The sequence below is a fragment of the Paenibacillus sp. FSL H8-0282 genome (assembly GCF_037963825.1).
GTDB classification, from domain to species: domain Bacteria; phylum Bacillota; class Bacilli; order Paenibacillales; family Paenibacillaceae; genus Paenibacillus_AQ; species Paenibacillus_AQ odorifer.
Map to the genome: position 1 here is coordinate 3,944,458 of NZ_CP150146.1, position 20,616 is coordinate 3,965,073.

Here is a 20,616-nt window from a genome sequence, read left to right on the forward strand (position 1 = left end):
CGCCTCAGGCTGGCCTCTAAATCGCAACTGGGCCGGCTCTGGTATCTTTCAAATCTAATTACCACTACAGGACTTCTTTTCTCCTTCATCGTATGCCCGCAAATCTTTGTTGTCAACATTTTAAATATTATTTATGTTGTTTTTATTTGTTTTATATCCGTTTTGTGAATATTTATTGGAAAACAAACATGATTCTACGTTGATTTTATTGCAAAACACAGATATTTGGAGCTATGATTAAGGAATATACAGATTTCGGAAAGGTGATCCCTATGCTTGCAGCTGAAAGACGCAAAAAAATAATAGATCTTGTTCATCAGGATAAACGAGTATTAGTCTCTGATCTAAGCCGGATGTTTGAAGTTACAGAAGAGACGATACGCAGAGACTTGGAGAAGCTGGAGAAGGATGGCATTCTAAGCCGAACCTATGGCGGGGCCATGCTGAATCGTCACACGAACGAGGATTTGCCTTTTGTTACACGCAATGCGCTGAATACAGATATCAAACGGGGAATCGCCCTTAAGGCGCTAGATTTAATCAATGATGGAGATACGTTAATGGTGGATCCTAGCTCCACAGCCTTTGAGTTTCTAAAACTGCTTGGCAATAAAAACAATCTGACCATTATCACGAACTCGATTAATATTTTGCATGAGTTCTCGAATTCTGGGATGGATATCATCTCTACCGGAGGTTCTTTACGTTACCGATCCATGTCACTCGTGGGTCCTGTAGCACATGACACCATTCAAAGATACAATGTGGACACTGCGGTTATCAGTTGTAAAGGAATAGATATGGAGCGAGGCATCACAGATTCTAATGAACCGGAGTGTGAGCTCAAGAAATATATGCTACGTCAAGCTAACAAGGTCATACTCCTGGCCGATCACACCAAATTCGATAAGACCGCCTTTACGAAGCTGATCGAGCTTGGCCAAATCGACTTTTTGATCACAGACCGCCAGCCTTCTGAGGTTTGGTTGAAGCGCCTGAACAAAGAGAATATTGAGCTTCTCTATTAATCGGACTCAAACGCCTTCGGTGCCCAATTAAAAATGCCGTTCCCCAATGAGTAATGGGTGACGGCATTTGTTGTATGGAGATGATTATCTTTTTGTATAAACCTGAGAGATTGGGACTACGTCGACGGTTGATTTGGAATTTTCGCGTTTCACTTGCGTTGTGGTTTTTTTCCTGCAAATATATACATGCGCTGGTGGAAAATTCAGCAGCACCCACTTCGTGTGTAGGATCTCAAAATGCTGGCTCAACTCTGTTTTCATCCGCGGAAAATATTCATAGGTTATAAACCACCCTCCTTCTTTTAAAGAAGAAATGATCTGTTCCATAAACTTAGTGCGGTCTGGTTTCGAGAAATTCATCAAAGACAAACTACTCACGATACAATCCAGCTTCTCCAGACTGCTGTTATGAAGCGCAAGACGCAGCCGGAGACAATCGTTGTTGCAGAAACATCCGGGGAATTCCTCTCTTAATTGACTGCGAAAATCAGGATCTATTTCAAATAGAAGAACATTCATACCGGTCTTTTCTCCACGCGGAATAAACCTTGTGATTGCACCAGTCCCCGCACCCAACTCAGCCATAGAATGCACTTGGTTCCAAGGCACTGGATCAAGCAACGTCTGGGCCAGCCAATGTGAACTGGGAGTTACACTACCATATTGTCGGGGCGCATGCAGAAATTTATTTAGAAAATGAAGTCGCTCACGAATTCCACTTTGCATGAAATCTCCCCCTTGCTTCCTAACTTACCCTTCTACCCCTAAAATATGTAAACTGCATTAAATTCGTACTCCATCTATACTTCCCATTATCTATTCCCCTTAAAATAAAAAGCCCAAATTTCTCCGCAACATAAATTGCGGGAAATTCGAGCTTGTAAACACTCAATTCAGAGTCGGCCAATCTTATTTAGTTTCCACAGCGTGTCCGCCGAACTCGTTCCGCAGTGCAGCAACTACTTTTCCAGTGAATGTGTCGGTCTCAAGGGAACGGTAACGCATCAATAACGCCATTGCGATGACCGGAGTCGCCGCTTGTAAATCAAAGGCGGTTTCAAGCGTCCATCTGCCTTCACCAGACGAATGCATAATGCCCTTAATCTCATCTAGTTTAGCGTCCTTCGAGAAGGCGCGTTCCACAAGTTCCATCAGCCACGAACGGATTACAGAGCCGTGATTCCACACCCGAGCTACTTCCTCAAAGTTGTAGTCAAATTCACTCTTTTCCAGAACCTCAAAACCTTCACCGATAGCAGCCATCATGCCGTATTCGATACCGTTATGCACCATTTTTAGAAAATGGCCGCTACCTGCTTTACCAGCATATAAAAAGCCGCTTTCTACAGCTGTATCACGGAAAATAGGCTCCACAACTTCCCAAGCTTCGGGATCTCCGCCAACCATGTAACAAGCGCCATTACGCGCCCCTTCCATACCGCCAGAGGTACCTGCATCCATAAAGTGAATTCCGTGCTCCTTCAATTCCTCATACCGACGAATCGATTCCTTATAATGCGAGTTTCCTGCTTCAATAACGATATCACCTTTAGACAACTGTGGAGTAAGTTCAGCGATTACAGAATCAACGACCTGATGCGGAACCATGATCCAAATGATTCTTGGTGTTTCCAATTGCTGTACCAATTCTGGAAGCGTTACTGCTCCACTAGCGCCTTTAGCTTTCATTTCTTCTACAGCAGGTGCATTCAAATCAAAAGCAACAACCTCATGTCCATGATCCAGCAAATTTTGACCCAAATTAAAACCCATTTTTCCTAACCCAACTAATCCTACTTTCATGTAAATTCCCTCCGATTTATAGATTCTTGTGATGTATTTTAGCTAAATTGGCAAAAAAAACAGGCAGGGGCTTAAGCCCCTGGCCGTATAGATTCCTGCGCTGCTGCAACTTCTGCTTGAGCGTCGAGAAGATCTGACTCCTGATCTGTATCATCAAACCACCAGCGGTCTTCACCCAAAAGCTCCATAGCCGCATCTGGACCATAAGAACCTGAAGCATAGGTATGAAGTGGCATTAGCCCCTCTTCCATAGCTTCCTGGATTGGTGTAACCCATTGCCATGACAGCTCGACTTCTTTCCAGTGAGCAAAGAAAGTGGCGTCACCACGAAGCGCATCAAAGATCAGATTTTCGTAAGCTTCTGGTACGTCTGAAGTTCCGGCTTCATAAGTAGCGAGGACAGGTTCAAGTTTCCCTTTTTGCAGCTGATCCTTCGTATTCAACTGAAGCGTAATGGCTTCATTTGGACCGATCTCGATGATGAGCAGATTTGGAACGTCATTCCCTTTATTTTTGTTATTGTTATCATTAAACGGTTCTTTAAATTCTATAACGATTCTTGTTGATTTCTCTTTCATTCTCTTGCCGGTACGGATATAGAACGGAACTTCATTCCACAATGGATCATCTATAAACAAACGCGCTGCAATAAACGTCTCATTTTGTGAGGATTGGCTAATTCCGGGTTCATCCAAGTAGCCTGCAACAGATTTACCTTTAATTTCACCTTCAGCATATTGTCCGCGGACAACATATTGATTAACTTCGTCTTTACTTAGCGGAATGAGGCGCTCCATGACATATCTTTTCTTCCCACGGATCTCTTCAGGTGTACTGCCTTTTGGAAGCTGCATCGCCATCATCATGAGCAATTGAAGCATATGGTTCTGGAACATATCACGAAGTGCTCCAGCTTTATCATAATAGCCTGCCCGTTCTTCAACGCCAACAATCTCACTCGCCGTAATTTGCACATTTGCGATATACCGATTTTTCCACAGTGCTCTAAGCACAGGATTTGAATATTTTAGAACTTCCAGATTCTGAACCATCGGTTTACCCAAGAAGTGGTCAATTCGGAAAATCTCCTCTTCAGTAAATACGGCATTCAAGCTGTCATTTAACTCTCTTGCTGTTTGCAAGTCTGTACCAAAAGGCTTCTCAATAATCAGACGCTTCCAGCCCTTCGTAGATCCCAGACCACTGGAGTGAATATTGGCGGCAATTTCCTTGAAAAACTCAGGACCCACCGATAGATAGAACATCCGATTCTCCGGAATGTTAAAAAATTGCTCACGACGTTTAACATGCTCCAGTAGCTTCAAATAATCTTCTGTGTTACCTACATCTAGAACGCTATATTCAAAAGCTTCCAAGAAAACCTGCAACTGTGGAGATTCAACTGCCGGCTGTCTAGAAAATGTCTGCAAAGATTGCAGGACTTGCTTACGGAAAGCTTCAGTTGAAACTTCTCTTCTTCCTAATCCAATCACTGAGAGAGGACCTGAAATTTGACCATCTAAAAAGAGGTTATATAGTGCAGGATAGATTTTACGTTTTGCTAAATCTCCTGTAGCGCCAAAAAGCACAAATGTTGATGATTCCACTTTCATTCCTCCCGCTATTATATATTATTTATTAACTTACTTTTAATTACTAGCATACTCAGTAGAATCAATCATACGACTGATATTTTTATTCGTCAACCTCATTTCGACATTTACGAAAAGTTATTATTTTCACAAAGCTTCGAATTGGTAATTATGATTAATGTCACACCAATTATCTTATTGGATTATTCGTATTAATTTACTAGGAAATAATCCGAAAATAAGATAACAACCCGCTCCCAGCATGGCTTTTGGCGTTCTGAATTTACACACTCTGATTTAAAATTCTTGATCCAAAGCTGTTTACAACATAAACAAAATTCCCAGTCGCTTAAATAAGCTCATCCTTCCCCTGTGTTTCAAACTAACTTTAAGTAATAGAGTGGTTTGGTCTCGCGCGCCTCGAAGAAGACTATGCGTTTTGATACCAAGTTTGGGAATTAAGCATAAAAAGTGACTGCTTCGAGGAATATTACTTGAGAATACTTCGAAGGAATTTTTGCTAAGCACATTGGAGTGACTGGAGTCTGTGAAGAGAACGATTGGGGATGAGATGACGTTTGCAAAGAGTACCATTGGGGATAGGTTGAAGGTTGCTAAGAGTACCCTGTGAATGTCTTGAGTTTGCTAGGTGAACCATTGGGATTGTCCTGAAGTTTGCTAGGTGTACCCTGTGAATGTCTTGAGTTTGCTAGGTGTACCATTGGGAATGTCCTGAAGTTTGCTAAGAGTACCCTGTGAGTGTAGTTTGCTAAGTGTGCGCTTTGGGGGATCACTTAAAAGTTCGCATAGAGCGTCTTTAGATCCAGATTGGAGTAACATTTATGTTTACCCGCATCTCCGGCTGCGGCGAGATCAGACCTTGGAGACCTTAGACGTCGATTCTTACTCATCTGCGGTGGTTTTATGTCCACACCATGGAGGAAACGGACTCAGGTGCCCTCAAACGTCGATTCGTACTCGTCTGCCGTGACCTTATGTCCACACTAACTATGGGTTCGGACTCAGGTGACATTCTACTTCGATACTTACTCGTCTGCCGAGGCTTTATGTCCACACCATGTATGGTCCGGACTCAGGAGACGCTATTTCACAGATTTTGGTCATTTCGCCCTGCTAACGGACTCAGATGCAACTATTCGACCAAATATACTCCTCTTTGGAGCAAAAACTTGGCAATAAGAGCTGTGCGGTCCGATACTTCTGAATAATGCTCCAAAAACACCAAATTGCTGCAATACAGTCCGAACGATGATGTATTATCGTCAATCTTGGCTAGTCCAGACTCAGGTGACATTATACGTCGATAATTACTCGTCTGCGGAGGCTACATGTTCTTGCCATCGATGGTCCGGACTCAGGAGATGCTATTTCGCAGATTTAGCCCATTTCGCCATGCTATCGGACCCAGATGCAGCTATTAAACCTAATTCGCTCTTTTCTGGAGCAAAAACTTGGCTATAAGAGCTATGCGGTCCGATACTTCTGAATAATACTCCAAAAACACCAAATAGCTGCAATACAGTCCGAACGATGATGTAGTATCTTCAAACTTGGCTAGTCCGGACTCAGGTGACATTATACGTCGATACTTACTCGTCTGCGGAGGCTGCAAGTCCTCGCCATCGATAGTCCGGACTGAAGAGACCTTACACGTAACTTCACACTCGTCTGACGAGATTGGATGTCCACACTAACTATGGGTTCGGACTCAGGAGACGTTATTTCGCAGATTTAGCCCATTTCGCCATGCTATCGGACTCAGATGCAGGTATTAAACCAAATTCACTCCTCTTTGGAGCAAAAACTTGGCAATAAGAGCTATGCGGTCCGATACTTCTGAATAATGCTCCAAAAACTCTAAATAGCTGCAATACAGTCCGAACGATGATGTAGTATCGTCAATCTTGGCTAGTCCGGACTCAGGTGACATTATACGTCGATACTTACTCGTCTGCGGAGGCTACATGTTCTTGCCATCGATGGTTCGGACTCAGGAGACGTTATTTCGCAGATTTAGCCCATTTCGCCATGCTATCGGACCCAGATGCAGCTATTGAACCAAATCCACCCCTCTTTGGAGCAAATACTTGGAAATAAGAGCTATGCAGTCCGATACTTCTGAATAATACTCCAAAAAATCTAAATAGCTGCAATACAGTCCGAACGATGCTGTAGTATCATCAATCTTGGCTAGTCCGGACTCAGGTGACCTCAAACGTCGATTCGTACTCGTCAGTTGAGGCTGCATGTCTTCACTAACTATGGGTTTGGACTCAGATGACATTATACGTCGATTCGTTCTCGTATACGGAGGCTGCAAGTCCTCGCCATCGATAGTCCGGACTCAGGAGACGCTATTTCGCAGATTTAGCCCATTTCGCCATGCTATTGGACTCAGATGCAGCTACTCGACCAAAAAGTGACCTCAAACGTCGATTCGTTCTCGTATGCTAAGATTGCAAGTCTTCACCATCTAGGGATCGGACTCAGGAGACCTACACGTAGATATCTCGTCATCCCCATGGATCAATCAGATCCGGAAGTCCTTATATCGCAGATTCAAACCACCTCACATTGGACTAGTTACCTACCAAGTTACAATGCCATTTGTTTAGAGCCGGTACATTAAGTGTTATAGTTAATGAACATAAGATTTTTCATTCAGTTCACGAAAGGAAGGAGAATTTTCATGAATATGGAGCAATGGGAACAAATTCGGACGGGACAGGGATTTATAGCTGCCTTGGATCAAAGTGGTGGCAGTACACCAAAAGCGCTGCTGCAATATGGTGTTGCAGAGGACAGTTACTCTAATGAAGATCAAATGTATGGGTTGGTTCACGAGATGAGAACGCGCATTATAAAGAGCCCTGCATTTGATTCTAAGCATATACTGGGTGCAATCTTATTTGAGAACACAATGGATCGTCCCATAGACGGGCAATATACTGCCGATTTTCTATGGGAGAAAAAAGGGATTGTGCCTTTCCTGAAAATCGATAAAGGTCTTGCCGACCCTGAAGACGGAGTACAACTAATGAAGCCTATTCCCGGCTTGAGTGATCTTCTGAAGCGGGCCAACGAACGTAACATCTTTGGTACAAAAATGCGCTCGGTGATTAAAGAGGCTAATCCTTCCGGTATCAAAAAGGTGGTTGAACAGCAGTTTGAAATCGGTAAGCAGATTTTAGCAGCGGGACTCGTACCTATTATCGAACCGGAAGTTGATATCCACAGTGCTGATAAAACGGCTTCAGAGAAGCTGCTAAAAGAAGAACTATCGGCCCAATTGTCTGCGCTGGGCAAAGACGTGAAGGTCATGCTTAAGCTCTCCATCCCAACGGAGAATAATTTCTACCGCGAATTAGTGGATGATCCTCATGTTTTGCGAATTGTCGCTTTGTCCGGCGGTTACACACAAGCGGAGGCCAACGATAAGCTCGCCCATAATCAAGGACTGATCGCCAGCTTCTCACGTGCGTTATCACAGGGACTAAGCGCTGGGCAGTCAGAAGAAGAGTTTAACGCGCTCCTCTCCAAATCTGTAGAAGCGATTTATGCAGCCTCTATTAAATAAGATCCTCATTTAAACCAGCACATAAAAAGAGCTGTGTCCCTGACAGGTGTTCCCTGCTAGGTAGCAGCTCTTTTTTTATGATGAGAATTTGCTTTTAAAGTCTAGAACTTTCAGATTAAACGCCATTTCGTCTACTCTTTCAGCCCACACAAGCATGCAATAGGTTTGTTAAAGTCCCTTACATCTTATCTAAGGACCACACCTGTACCTAAAACACATTAATCAACCACTTCTCTGTTGTTTCTTAGTACACCATCCATAATTCCTGTTTTTAATCCAGCGCATTTCATTACCCAATAATTTCTTGATCTTACGCAAAAAAGGCTTCCACCACGCAAGTACGCGAGATAGAAACCTAATCGATTACTTCTATGTTATCTTAAATCGAAACCACGAGGATTAATGCAATTAAAGCTGGCAGTCCTTGCATAAATAAAATAGACTTTTTCACCGTCAGTCCTCCATATAACGCTGCCACTATAACAGTTGATAAGAAGAAGATTTCAATTTGATGGCCGAAATTTACATTCGGATGAACCAATCCCCAAATTAAACCTGCCGCCAAGAATCCATTGTATAACCCTTGGTTCGCTGCCAGTGTTTTAGAAGCATCCGCAACTTCCTGTGTCATTCCAAAGACTCGAAGCCCTTTTGGCTTTGACCAAGCAAACATTTCTAAATAAACAATATAGATATGTATTAACGCAACAACACCGACCATAATATTAGCTACCCATACCATCAAAATAACCACCTTATTTTAATTTGTGTACAATTTAATTGTATCACATTAAAACTCAAAAGTGTATACAACATCTCATAAACAATTCGACGCTAAAAAAGAATAGCCATAATCTTCAAAAAAAAGACTACCGCTATTCCATACGTAATGTTTTATGAAATTCTAAAATACTTTTGCAGCAATATAAACGGTTACGCTATTGTAAAAACCATAAAGAGAGCCATTGCTCCAGACGAAATTGCTAGGATCTGAAATTCCCGTATTTTGAGACGCTTGATGTCCATGTTTCTCTGACCATAGACCTGAGCTATTTTGAAGCATGAAGTGGTAATCAACGTTATCCTCAGGAATATCGACTTTACCATTACCATTTGAGTCGATCCATCCCACTCTTAGTGCAATTCGATGTTCATCGGAATTAATCGCTGCAGTTCGGCCCGGAAGTATCCGCCAACCCGGTTTAAAGTATAAAGGATTCGTATTGCCATCTTGAACCACAAGACCAGCAGTATAATACACGTTAGTAAAATAGGCAGGATCTCTGACATTTGAGACCCCGTCTCCATCACCAGGGTTGATTGCCCCTGGAAATCTTAAGGCATAACCATAACAGTTAATCCCATAACTATTTTCGGCTGTATACGGCCACGCATGACCATAAGCGGAAGCTAGAGTTGCTTGCGGAGCATCAGGTTCAAAAGTAGGTGTTATTAGCTCCGGTGCTAACAATTCATTATTAATAAGATTGTCATCTGCCGGGGGTACAAAGCTTGATGACTCTTTGAGTTCTCCAACTGTAGTAACATTTCCTTGTGTGTCCACAATAATCGTATCGTCGCCCTTCCATTCTCCAACCCAAACCTTTTCCGGTCCAGAAGTTTGGACTTCTTTCAAATTACTCACGTCGACGTCGATGGGTGCGGCCATTGCAGCAGAGGACAGGGCCAGATTCAGTAAGAGCGTGCAGGTTATTGCGACTTTATAAGTCTTTTTCAAAATCATAAACATCCCTTTCTATGTAAGATAAGTAAAAATTAACATTTTATCCTAAAATAGACTATGAAGAATGTTATGGTTTTTCCGAACACCTATAAAGCTTTATATTCAAAATAGTCAAAATAAGCCGGCTTCGCTTGCTGATCCAAATCCTGAGCACATACCCCGACATAGGAACCGGTAAAGCCAAGCTTGCCGCCATATTCATCCGAAAGCGTACCAAAATCTAAGGGAGTACAGACAGCTGTCCAATTCACCCCGTCTGATGAAGCATAAAACAACAGATCACGTCCATGGATATCCGCCTTCAGGTAATAACGATCCCAATCTTTCACAGATAGCTGCATAGAGGAAATCTCATCGTATTTGCCACCTCTACACAGCACAACTCCCAAACTAGTTCCACGAATCTCATCTGCGGTAACACGCAAATAATAGTAATCACTGTCATCATAATAGAGGACTAACCCAGCCATTTGCAGGAAGCTATTCGGCTCGAATTCCAGACAGGTTGTAGCTGAGCATTCAAAATGTTGAATCGGCCGGGCAATTAAACTCTGATCATGCAGTGAAGCTAATGACTCTCTGCCGCGCAGACGAAGAAAACCCGGACGTTCCTTCAAGCTAACCCAAGATTCATCAAAAGGCACACGCAAGCTTTGGTATGGAAATCCAAGAACCTCTCCATCAAATTCATCTCTGTTTGGCAGCTCCTCAAAAGTGAATATCGGCAGTTCAGGAGCCACGGTCTCCAATGCAGGCAGCTTCCCTCCGTGGGCCAATCGCAACCAGCCATCCTCTGTCCATTCACAACGTTGAATCGCAGTTTCCCGGCCTAACGGATTCATCGTTGACGTTCCCGGAATCGGGCGTGTGCATAAATGCGCCATGTACCAGTCCCCATTCTGAGTCTCTACGAGCGATCCATGCCCTGCTTGCTGAAACGGGTAGGTCAGATCATGTGCCGTGGTCATAATCGGGAAATCCGGATCAGTCTCATAAGGACCTGTGAGGCTTCGGCTTCTAGCTAAGGTGACCATATGGTTGATGCCGGTGCCCCCTTCTGCTGTCAGCAAATAATAGTACCCATCCTTCTGGTACAATTGCGGACCTTCGGTCACTCCGATAGGTGTCCCTTTATAAATTTCATGGATAGGTCCCGTTAATTTGCCAGTCTCCGGGTCATATTGCTGCATAATGATGCCAGAGAAGTTATTGTGATTTTTACGGAAATCCCAACGCATATTAAGCAGCCATTTGGTCCCATCCAGATCATGGAATAAAAATGGATCAAATCCGCTGCCATTAAGTCTAACCGGCTCACTCCACGGGCCCATGATATCCGTCGCTGTAATTAAATAATTATGCAGATCTTTATATACACTTTTGCGAGATTTCACATCTGTAAATAGCAGATAAAATACGCCTTGGTCATAAGAAAGCGCGGGTGCCCAAATGGAACCAGAGCTTACGTTACCACGCAGATCTACTTGTGAGGCTTCTGTCAGAACACGTGAAATGGAATGCCAATGAACCAGATCCTTGGAATGATGAATTTCTACACCTGGAAACCATTCAAAAGTAGAGGTTGCGATATAATAATCATCCCCTACTCTAATAAAAGACGGATCTGGATGAAAACCTGCCAACACCGGATTAACAATTTTTTGCGTCATAATGTTACCCTCCACTACCGGATTTTTCATAGTTTAACGTATTTATTGTATCGCTTTCATAACGATTAAAGTTATAATGAGATATAAGAAAATGTTTGTATTTTGTCATCTTGGAGGGCCTATGAAGCAGCTGTTCGAACCTGTTGTTTTTGAAGAACATAAGACCTTGATTTGGGATTATAAAATATATACCGACGACTATTACAAAGGTTATTATCACTGGCATCAATGCTGTGAAGTCATGTTCGTGTATGGCGGACAGGGAAACGTTGTTGTGAATCTGCAGATGTACGATATCCGCAGGGGAATGTTATTCTTTTTCCAGCCCTATCAGCTGCACCGGATCTATTCTGAGGTTTCTCCCGAATGTCCTTTTGAACGAACTATCTTCTACATTGATCCACATGTTGCTGAACACCTGCTGGAGGGTTTTACGAAAAGGAAGGCTTTATTCACAGCGCTTTGGCAAGGGAAAAATACACATTGTGCCTTTGATCTTAAGGCTCACGTTGAGTCTGTGGAGTGGATTCTGGAGCAATATAATCACAATAAAAAAGTCAGTCTGACTGAGGATACCGAAGACATTTCACTGTTAATTCTTCAATTATTGAGCAATATAGGAACTGAAGATCAGCATGTATTCCAATCAGGAGAACGGCGAACCTTGCGCTATTCTGAGAAAATCATGAGTTTTATCGAAGAGCATTATCATGAGGAGGTTAATCTGGATCAGTTAGCTGAGGAGATTCACTTGTCCAAATCCTATATCTCCAGAATCTTTCATCAGGAAACCGGAGGAAGGCTTGTTGATTATCTGACTGCCCGCCGGATCAAACAGGCCTGCCGCTTGTTAGGAACGACAGACCTGCCTGTGGAGCAAATCGGAATCACTGTTGGTTTTCCAAATGCCTCATATTTCAATCAACTGTTCAAAAGAGTCCTAGGGACGACGCCATTAAAATATAGAAAAAGTAATTAGATCCAATCTACACAACCGTATTTTTTTCAGTAACGAAGAGTATATTTTTAGCAAAATGATTAATATCTATCAGCTCTGGGCGGGGGGCGTCCACCAGTTCACCATTGATCCTTAAATTGACAAAGGTCACATTTTCAACAGCTCTCTCTTCGTCATATCCATAAATTCGTGAAGGGTTGGCCGTCCCGCTATAGCTGATGTCGCGAAATGTAATGTTCCGGATGCTTGTCCCCGGCTCTGGATTGTAGTCCTTGTTATAGACCACCCGCACATCAATTAGCTGCCCCCGCTCAATACGCTCTACACGTATATTTTCATATAGAACATTACATACCCTATTTCGATCCCCGGCATTAATCGCCAGTGCACCCCAATAGTTCTCTTGCGGTTCGTGATGATTCAAGATATCAATATTTGCAAAAACAATAGACTCAATGGTGTCCCCGTTCCGTTCATGGTCCCCATGTGTACCAATCATTAATGGATGAGCGACATCTGCCCACAAAATGGAATCACGAACGCTAATATTGCGGGTATCTCCATAAAAATCCCATCTCGAGCCGTAAATAGCAATACAATCATCCGAATTACGCATAAAAACATCCCGGATTCTAACCTCGGAACTAGACATAATATCAATGCCATCAGACCACCCCCGAGTGCTAAACGATTTGAAATTATCAATCACAATCTGCTCAGACTGCCCGATGAAAATGCTGTAATGTGGCGGATCAATCACGGTAATACCTTCCACATTTATGGATCGCGAAAAAATAATTCGTATCCCTCGAAAGGCCGAGAATCGATGAAAATCCGCAAGATAAATTATACCGCGACCACGAATGGATACATCATGAACTCCCTCGCATACCAAGGAACCTACAAGCACTGAACCTCCGGCAAGATACACCGTGGTTTCCGAAGGGACCGGCAATACTGTTTCTTCTATATAATGTGTGCCTGGAGCGAAATAAAGCACCTTCCTTTTTTCACGAGGATCAGCAGCGGCATTATCCAGCAGCCGTAAAAGATCAGGTTTCCGGTGTATACCCGGTTGGACTACTAGAACATTAGCATCCTCTGGTTGAGGGGCATCCTTCTCCTTAGGGTTAGCAAATAAATGCAGATTTCGAAAAATATCACCGTTGATCTCAATCGATAACTTTTGCGGACCTGTTAGCTTAAACAAAATGGTATTTCCATGATATTCGTAAGAGATCCCTCGCGAAGCCGGAGCAATGTTCACACAATCAATCTCCGTATAAAGACAGGTGACTTCAACTTCTACTGTACCTTCCAGATCAAAATAAGCCATGGATGCAAGACGCACCTCATGCATATCTACCTTAACCTCGTAAATAAACAAGCTATGCCATTCTCCTTCAGGCTGCCGTACTCTAACCTTATAATCCTCACGTCCCGGGATATCTTTAGATGCTTTATATACTTGTAAATCATCCACTTTACCATCCTCCTGTTCATTTCGATTGTATCGTTTCCAACACCGATAAAGTTTTAATGTGTTATGCAGAAATGTTTGTATTTTGTCAGTTTTAGATTATAAGCCAACTTCAACATGACAATAATCAAACATTTCCTTATATCAAAACACAACTTTCCTGAGCTTTAGAAAGCTATACTCATAACATCCTAATTTCACTGGAGGCAGTAATAATGAAAAACCTTTATTGGCAGGAGATCATGGGGAGACTCGATACAAAAGTAGAACGTATGATAGAGCAAATCGGTGATAAGTGCCCGCATTTCGCCGGAAAAGATGGCAAATTTGATGATATCGGTTCAGACTGGTGGACCACAGGTTTCTGGCCTGGACTCCTCTGGATCATGCATGATATGACCGGAAAAGATCTTTACAAGGAGGCTGCTTGGCATTGGGACGGTACCTTGGAGGAATGGTTTGTTAAACCAACGGTTGAGATGCATCACGATGTGGGATTCCAATTCCTTCCGACAGCTGTAATCAAACATACAATTACAGGTGACGAAGATGCCCTGCGCAGAGGGATTGAAGCAGCGAATTTCCTCGCTGCCCGCTATAATCCTGTAGGCAAATTCATCCGCGCATGGAATGAAGATAAATACGGCTGGGTAATTATCGACTGTATGTTAAATATCTCCCTGCTGTTTTGGGCCAGCAAAGTGACAGGTGATCCCCGCTATAAGCATATTGCAATTAGCCACGCCGAAACGACAATGCAATATGGCATACGTGAGGATGGATCCACCAAACATATTATTTCTTTTGACGCAGAGACAGGTGCTTATCTTGAGAATTTTGGCGGTCAAGGCTACTCGGCTGAATCCTCTTGGAGCCGAGGAACAGCTTGGGGATTGTACGGCTTTATCAATACTTATCGCTACACTGGAGATGAACGTTTCCTGAACACCGCTAAGCGGATCGCACATTATTTTATCTCTGCTTTGCCTGAGGATCAAGTCCCTTATTGGGATTTCCGCCTAGAGGATGATACCCGGATGTTCCGAGATAGCTCCGCAGCCTCTATAGCCGCTTCAGGATTATTAGAGCTTGCAGATATCGTACCCTTAGGCGAAAAAAGTCTATATGCAAATGCAGCGGAACGAATTCTGCGCTCACTGACCGAAAATTACGCAACCTGGGAGCAACCAGAGCATGAAGCGATTTTATTGCACGGAACTGGCAGTGGCAATTCCTTCATTGATGTATCCCTGATCTATGGAGACTACTATTATATTGAAGCTATCGCTAAATTAAATGGCTGGAAACATCGGATTTTCTAATTGCAGATAGTTAATTTAAACAACAAAAAGACACCTCTCTTGAGGTGTCTTTATATATTTCAGGCTATTCGTTCACCAGTGCCGCAGCACCCTCCAGCAGCATCAAGCCGCTGAGCTGAATACTCAGCTGAACCGGAAGCTCCGGTTTCACTTCCCACGATGAACTGCATAGACCCAGTTGTTTATCCAGACCTTTTTCCCACAAGTGCATTGCATTGGCCAATATAACCTCACGAATACGGATATTTACAGGAGATATTTTACAGAGCTGAACCAAATAACGAATCAGAATGCCCTTGAACAATCCAGTATCATCAACGCCTTCATCAGGCAACATCAGATTAATTGGATCGCATAACCGATCAATACATGTATTAGCCGTTCGATTCGCATCTTCTAAGTAATGAACATCACCCGTATTCTTGTAAAGCTCTAAGCCAGCGCCTAGAAACACTCCCTGACAGTAAGTAAACTCCCAGTCGTAATCGATCTGGCCATCCCCAAGTCTATTCATCCCATCCCACACAAAACCAGTCGTAGAATCCATCAAATATGTCTTGTTCCATTCATAGATACGGAGCGCCCACTCCAGATCCTCTTGCTTATGAAAAAGTTCATATAACCGGGCTGCAAGGATGACGGCAGGTGCATTGGCAGGTGTGTTTTTATAATCTAGCTGATCCTTCTTCCACGCCATACCTCCACCCAACTGTTCATTCCAAGCCGTCTTAATATCCTCCCATAGATCAAGCACAGCACTTAAATAGGCTTCATGTCCTGTAACCCGATAAGCACGCAGCAACGCCAATGCTGTCCATTCCATATCATCATAGTAATTATGCCTGAAAGTCCCCCCGTTATAAGCTTGCAGACTCTGACTTAGCTCCTTAATTTTCAAGGAATACACAGGATCTCCACTACGCTCATAACCATCTACTAAAATATCAATGACATGAGCCTGCCACCAATAATAAAAGTTTTCCCCCGCAACGTTGTACGCTCTGGGATACCATTGGTTCATGATCCCCGTCTCAGCATTATAATAATTACGTAGTAGACATTGTTGGAACCACTCGGACTTTTCCTGCCAACTGACTGCTTCTATGGCTTCCTTTGCTTGTGTCATTAAGAACTCACCTCAACCCTGTTCTTTAGTTAATTCAGCCATCTTCTCAAGCAGCTTGATCGAACTAAGCTGGGAGCTGAGCTGAATCACACCAGCGGAAGTCGAAGTCCAATCTGTGCCAAACAACACTTTATCCTCTGACTTTCCTTGTTCCCAGAGACATTCTGCATTCGCTCGCAGGAAATCTACAGCTTTAACTGCTGCGGAATCAGCTTTGACCCATTCAGCTGTATAGCGAATCAGGATTCCTTTAAACAGTCCCGCATCACCATTTCCTTCATCTGGCAGCACACCTCCCTCAGAGTCAGCAAGTTCATGGGCTGCGGCAGCAAAGGTTAGACGAGCATCCTCTAAATATTCCTGCTCTTTAGTGATACGGTACAGTTCAACTGCTGCGCCAATGAAAACACCTTGGTTGTAGGAGTATTTCCAATCTTTATCGATCTTTCCATCGCCAGTGCGATTCATGCCATCCCATACAAAACCCGTTGCCGGATCTACTAGATGCTCTTTTTGCCATCTGTATATTTTTAACGCCCATTCAAGATTGCCAGCTTCACCAAAAGCTTGATACAAGCGTGCCGCAAGTATAGCTGCCGGTGCGTTGGCTGGTGTATTTTTATAATCCAACTGTGATTTCTGCCAAGCAATCCCACCGCCCATATGCTCGTTCCAACCTGTCTGAATGTCGTTCCATAAAAGAAGGGCTGTATCTTTATAACCTTCCACTCCTGTTGCTTGATAAGCACGAAGCCACGCGAGAGCCATCCATTCCATATCATCATACAACTCATTTGGCCACATACCACCATTTCGTTGTAGCAGACCTTCATGAAATGCGGAAAGCCTTTTGGCATACCAGTTCTCTCCAGTCCGCTGTAGTCCATCTACCAATACATCCACAGCATGGGCCATCCACCAATAATGAAAAATCGTGTTGCATTCTCCATTTGGACAAGGTGTTTCTATATTGTACATTTTGATCGCTTCATTCCAGAAGAATGAATCCAATGCAGCTTGTGCTTGATTCGCCCGTTCCTCCCAAATCCCTATCTCCAATTGGTTCATATAGACTCTCTCCCTGGTTCGATTTTTATTGCATTAGCCCTTAATACCACTGAAGGCTATCCCTTGTACAAAATAACGCTGAAGCGCTAAAAACAACACCAATATCGGCAAGATTGCTACTAGCGCTCCAGCCATCATTGGACCGTAGTCTGTTTGAAAATTATAGGAAAAAGCTTGAAGTCCCATTTGAATCGTTGCTTTGTCGGGATCATTCAGCACAATCATTGGCCATAAGAAACTGTTCCAGCCCGCTTGGAAGGTAAAGATACTTAAAGTAGCCAGCGCTGGTTTAGTCAACGGCAAATATATCCGCCAAAATATTTTAAACTCTCCACAGCCTTCGATCCGGGCCATTTCCATCATGTCACTAGGCAAGGTGAGAAAGAATTGCCGCATGAAGAACACAGCAAAGGTTCCAGAAGCGCCTGGAAGAATAATCCCCCAGAATGAGTTCATCAGCCCGTTACCCCCGCTACCAAAAATATCATTTCCTCCAAAAAGAGGAATATGGCGCATGACATAAACCGTGGGGATCATCGTCACAATGCCTGGTATCATCATCGCCGCAAGCAGCACGCGGAATATCGGCTTATTGAGCTTAAAATTCAATTTTGCGAACGCATAACCACTGATAGAACCAAAGAACAGATTCGCCAATACACCCGCTACTGCAAGTACAAGCGAATTCCAGAAATAGAGCGCAAACGGAACCGTAGTAAATGCCTTACGATAGTGTTCTAAGGTCAAATGTGAAGGAAACCACCGGATGGGTATGGCGAAGATCTCTTCGTCAGGCTTCAAGGATGTAAGAACACTCCAATAAAAAGGTAGAAACATTACGATAGCAATAACTATGCACACTATATAATAGATAGATTTGCTTAAGCTTCTTTTTAATAACGAACTTCCGCTAGTATCCATACCTCTATCCCCCTTCTGCATGGCAAGCCCGGCTTATACAATGGACTCCTCCGCCTTTGTGATCCGCATGTTTATTAGTGAGAAAATGAGAATCGCCACAGCAAGCACAAATGCTTGTGCAGACGCATACCCCATTTGCAATTGATTAAAGCCCTGCTGATAGATCAGATAAACTGGGGTCTTTGTCATATTCGCCGGACCACCCTGCGTCAGCACAAAAGCTTGGTCGAACAACTGCAACGCACCAATGATTGACATCGTACTGACAAGAAAGGTTGTTGGTCGCAGCTGCGGCCAAGTAATAAACCGGAAACAAGCCAGCTTATTAGCACCGTCCAACCGTGCAGATTCATACAAATAGTCAGGCACGCCTTGCAGACCTGCCAAGTAGATAATCATATTAGAACCTACCGATTGCCAGAGGGTAAGCATAATAATGGACAACATCGCCGTTCGGGTCTCGGATAACCAAGCTGGACCCGTAATCCCAACATAAGACAACAATCCGTTAACCAAACCAAATTCAGGATGCAAAAGCCAGATCCAAACGGTAGCAGCAGCAACGGCGGATGTAAGGGTAGGCAGATAATTCAATGTGCGGAACAACTTTACCCCACGCCAGGATCGACTAAGCAGAATCCCGAGGAGAAGCGAAATCAGAATATTAAATGGAACGAAAATGATGGAATACAGAAATACATTTCGGAATGTTTTCCATAACAAACTGTCCTCTATCAAACGGCGATAGTTATCAAAACCGATCCAATCGTTTCTACTAAGTACATCGTAGTTGGTAAAGCTTAAATATAGCGCCATTACCACAGGGATGACTGTGAATACTGTAAACAGCAATACCGTGGGTGTAATAAACAGATAAGCCGTCCGCGCCTGATGTTTCTCTAGCTTTCTGATGGAAGCCATTCAGCTACCCCCTCCTAAGCAAAAGGGAGGCGAAACCTCCCTTCACTTCAAATGTCTTACTTATTATTTCACTACTTCACTACTTCATTATCCTTCAGCATTTTGTCGCCCTCTTCTTGCGATTTCCTCAAGGTCTCATCAATGCTCATCTTGTTTTGCTGGTTAAGCTGCAAATTAGGGGCCAAAGCATCAGTCTCCATCACGGAATATCCAGGATGGTTCGGACGAACCTTGGCGAACTCCAACGTTTCCAGAAACGGCTGCCACTTTGGATCATCCTTGAAAAATGGATCTTCCATCGATGGCTTATAACCCGGCAGGTTTAGACTCGTCTTTGCCCAGAGCAACGCGTTATCTTTGTTCGCTGTCCACCATTTGATGAACTCCCATGCTTCTTCCTTATGTTTGGAGCCTTCTGGAATCACTAGCCCAAATCCACCCATGACACTACCTTTATCACCATTTGGTCCGGCTGGAGGAGGAACGATTCCATAATCCAGGTCTTTACCATATTTGTTATAGGTGCTGAGCATCCACGGACCGGAATACAACATAGCCACTTTACCTGTGACAAAAGCATCTTGCCCTTCACCAAGTCCAAGTTCGAACCCTACTTTATACACTTTGTCCTTGTTCATTAGGCGATCCCAGAACTCAAGCACCTGCTTGCCCTGCTCATTATTAAAATTGGTCTTTCCATCCTCCGTAAGCATGGTGCCGCCAGCCTGTTGGAGATACATATTAAAAAGTCCCAAATCTCCCATAGAAAAACCTGCGGTCTCCAATTTATTGCCATTCCATTTCGTTAGCTTCGTAGCCGCTGCCTCTAACTCATCCCAAGTTGTTGGAGGCTGAAGTCCTGCCTCTGCGAGCAGCTTCTTATTATAGAAAAGAGCACGGGCATCTACTGTAAGCGGCAGCCCATATAATTTGTCATCGTATGAAAGCTCCCGTAGGGATTCACTGTAGAAATCATCTTCGGAAATACCGTCACGCGTTAAGTATTCATCCACCGGATGCAGTACATTTTTCGGGGCATACAGCGAAGTTCTCCAACGGTCCCAAAACAGTACATCAGGAGTGCCGCCATTGGTCGCAGAAGTTAGGAATTTCGTGATCATATCCTGTTGCAGCACATATTTTACGTGAATTTTATCCTGCGATTTATTAAAAGCATCCACCATGGTCTCGAATTGCTTCTGCCCCTCACCGCCCCAATCTCCCCAGAAGGTAAGCTCTGTCTTTTTCCCGGTACTGCTCCCAGCTTTGCTTGTGTTTCCGGTCTCTTTGTCCGCAGATCCGTTATTGCCACCGCAGCCCGCAGCAAGTGCAGTAGTCATTACCAAAACAATTGAGGTAACCAGCCATTTTTTCATGTTCTCTAT

17 protein-coding genes are annotated in these 20,616 nt (G+C 43.5%); 4 read left to right on the forward strand and 13 right to left on the reverse strand.

The window, feature by feature from the left end:
* The first annotated feature begins 272 nt into the window (after positions 1 to 272).
* Positions 273 to 1,028 carry a DeoR/GlpR family DNA-binding transcription regulator gene (locus NST94_RS17005; protein ID WP_076100077.1) on the forward strand — a complete coding sequence of 252 codons (756 nt, stop codon included), beginning with the start codon at positions 273 to 275 and terminating at the stop codon, positions 1,026 to 1,028.
* 84 nt (positions 1,029 to 1,112) lie between these two features.
* Here the strand turns inward: NST94_RS17005 and NST94_RS17010 are convergent, their stop codons facing one another.
* The 4 genes from NST94_RS17010 to NST94_RS17025 form a co-directional block, all read right to left on the reverse strand.
* A complete protein-coding gene (locus tag NST94_RS17010) occupies positions 1,113 to 1,754 on the reverse strand; it encodes a methyltransferase (RefSeq protein WP_339281101.1) in 642 nt (213 codons plus the stop codon).
* Positions 1,755 to 1,937: 183 nt separating this feature from the next.
* The gene (gene gnd / locus NST94_RS17015; protein WP_036688068.1) at positions 1,938 to 2,831 is read right to left on the reverse strand and encodes a phosphogluconate dehydrogenase (NAD(+)-dependent, decarboxylating); all 894 of its coding nucleotides are present in this window, start codon (positions 2,829 to 2,831) and stop codon (positions 1,938 to 1,940) included.
* Between the two features lie 71 nt (positions 2,832 to 2,902).
* On the reverse strand, positions 2,903 to 4,438 hold the full coding sequence (gene zwf / locus NST94_RS17020; RefSeq protein ID WP_076278115.1) for a glucose-6-phosphate dehydrogenase: 1,536 nt from the start codon (positions 4,436 to 4,438) through the stop codon (positions 2,903 to 2,905).
* 1,138 nt (positions 4,439 to 5,576) lie between these two features.
* On the reverse strand, positions 5,577 to 5,738 hold the full coding sequence (locus NST94_RS17025; protein WP_339281102.1) for a hypothetical protein: 162 nt from the start codon (positions 5,736 to 5,738) through the stop codon (positions 5,577 to 5,579).
* A gap of 1,395 nt (positions 5,739 to 7,133) precedes the next feature.
* On the opposite strand from NST94_RS17025, the gene NST94_RS17030 reads away from it, so the two are divergent.
* Positions 7,134 to 8,021: a fructose bisphosphate aldolase gene (locus NST94_RS17030; protein ID WP_339281103.1), complete on the forward strand. Its 888-nt coding sequence runs from the start codon at positions 7,134 to 7,136 to the stop codon at positions 8,019 to 8,021.
* Positions 8,022 to 8,400: 379 nt separating this feature from the next.
* Here NST94_RS17030 and NST94_RS17035 read toward each other — a convergent pair whose 3' ends face one another.
* The 3 genes from NST94_RS17035 to NST94_RS17045 all read right to left on the reverse strand — a co-directional run bounded on the left by NST94_RS17035 (position 8,401) and on the right by NST94_RS17045 (position 11,435).
* A complete protein-coding gene (locus NST94_RS17035) occupies positions 8,401 to 8,763 on the reverse strand; it encodes a DUF1304 domain-containing protein (protein ID WP_076128270.1) in 363 nt (120 codons plus the stop codon).
* Between the two features lie 162 nt (positions 8,764 to 8,925).
* Positions 8,926 to 9,759 (reverse strand): hypothetical protein, encoded by an 834-nt coding sequence (locus NST94_RS17040; RefSeq protein ID WP_339187354.1) that lies wholly within the window; start codon positions 9,757 to 9,759, stop codon positions 8,926 to 8,928.
* Between the two features lie 92 nt (positions 9,760 to 9,851).
* Positions 9,852 to 11,435 (reverse strand): glycoside hydrolase family 43 protein, encoded by a 1,584-nt coding sequence (locus NST94_RS17045; protein ID WP_076304062.1) that lies wholly within the window; start codon positions 11,433 to 11,435, stop codon positions 9,852 to 9,854.
* A gap of 121 nt (positions 11,436 to 11,556) precedes the next feature.
* Between NST94_RS17045 and NST94_RS17050 the strand changes: the two genes are divergently transcribed.
* Positions 11,557 to 12,414, forward strand: coding sequence for an AraC family transcriptional regulator (locus tag NST94_RS17050; RefSeq protein ID WP_339281104.1), 858 nt, complete (start codon positions 11,557 to 11,559; stop codon positions 12,412 to 12,414).
* Positions 12,415 to 12,421: 7 nt separating this feature from the next.
* Here NST94_RS17050 and NST94_RS17055 read toward each other — a convergent pair whose 3' ends face one another.
* Positions 12,422 to 13,876 carry a glycosyl hydrolase family 28 protein gene (locus tag NST94_RS17055; RefSeq protein ID WP_339281105.1) on the reverse strand — a complete coding sequence of 485 codons (1,455 nt, stop codon included), beginning with the start codon at positions 13,874 to 13,876 and terminating at the stop codon, positions 12,422 to 12,424.
* A 212-nt stretch (positions 13,877 to 14,088) separates the two neighbouring features.
* On the opposite strand from NST94_RS17055, the gene NST94_RS17060 reads away from it, so the two are divergent.
* Positions 14,089 to 15,195, forward strand: a complete 1,107-nt coding sequence (locus NST94_RS17060; protein ID WP_339281106.1) for a glycoside hydrolase family 88 protein — start codon at positions 14,089 to 14,091, stop codon at positions 15,193 to 15,195.
* Between the two features lie 64 nt (positions 15,196 to 15,259).
* On the opposite strand, the gene NST94_RS17065 is transcribed toward NST94_RS17060, so the two are convergent.
* From NST94_RS17065 to NST94_RS17085, 5 genes are all read right to left on the reverse strand, one after another.
* On the reverse strand, positions 15,260 to 16,321 hold the full coding sequence (locus NST94_RS17065) for a glycoside hydrolase family 76 protein (RefSeq protein ID WP_339281107.1): 1,062 nt from the start codon (positions 16,319 to 16,321) through the stop codon (positions 15,260 to 15,262).
* A gap of 12 nt (positions 16,322 to 16,333) precedes the next feature.
* On the reverse strand, positions 16,334 to 17,389 hold the full coding sequence (locus tag NST94_RS17070; protein WP_339281108.1) for a glycoside hydrolase family 76 protein: 1,056 nt from the start codon (positions 17,387 to 17,389) through the stop codon (positions 16,334 to 16,336).
* 33 nt (positions 17,390 to 17,422) lie between these two features.
* Positions 17,423 to 18,310, reverse strand: coding sequence for a carbohydrate ABC transporter permease (locus tag NST94_RS17075; RefSeq protein WP_339281109.1), 888 nt, complete (start codon positions 18,308 to 18,310; stop codon positions 17,423 to 17,425).
* A 33-nt stretch (positions 18,311 to 18,343) separates the two neighbouring features.
* Complete coding sequence (locus NST94_RS17080) at positions 18,344 to 19,231, reverse strand: sugar ABC transporter permease (RefSeq protein WP_036688088.1); 888 nt, start codon at positions 19,229 to 19,231, stop codon at positions 18,344 to 18,346.
* Positions 19,232 to 19,302: 71 nt separating this feature from the next.
* Complete coding sequence (locus NST94_RS17085; RefSeq protein ID WP_076280054.1) at positions 19,303 to 20,607, reverse strand: ABC transporter substrate-binding protein; 1,305 nt, start codon at positions 20,605 to 20,607, stop codon at positions 19,303 to 19,305.
* Positions 20,608 to 20,616 lie beyond the last annotated feature (9 nt).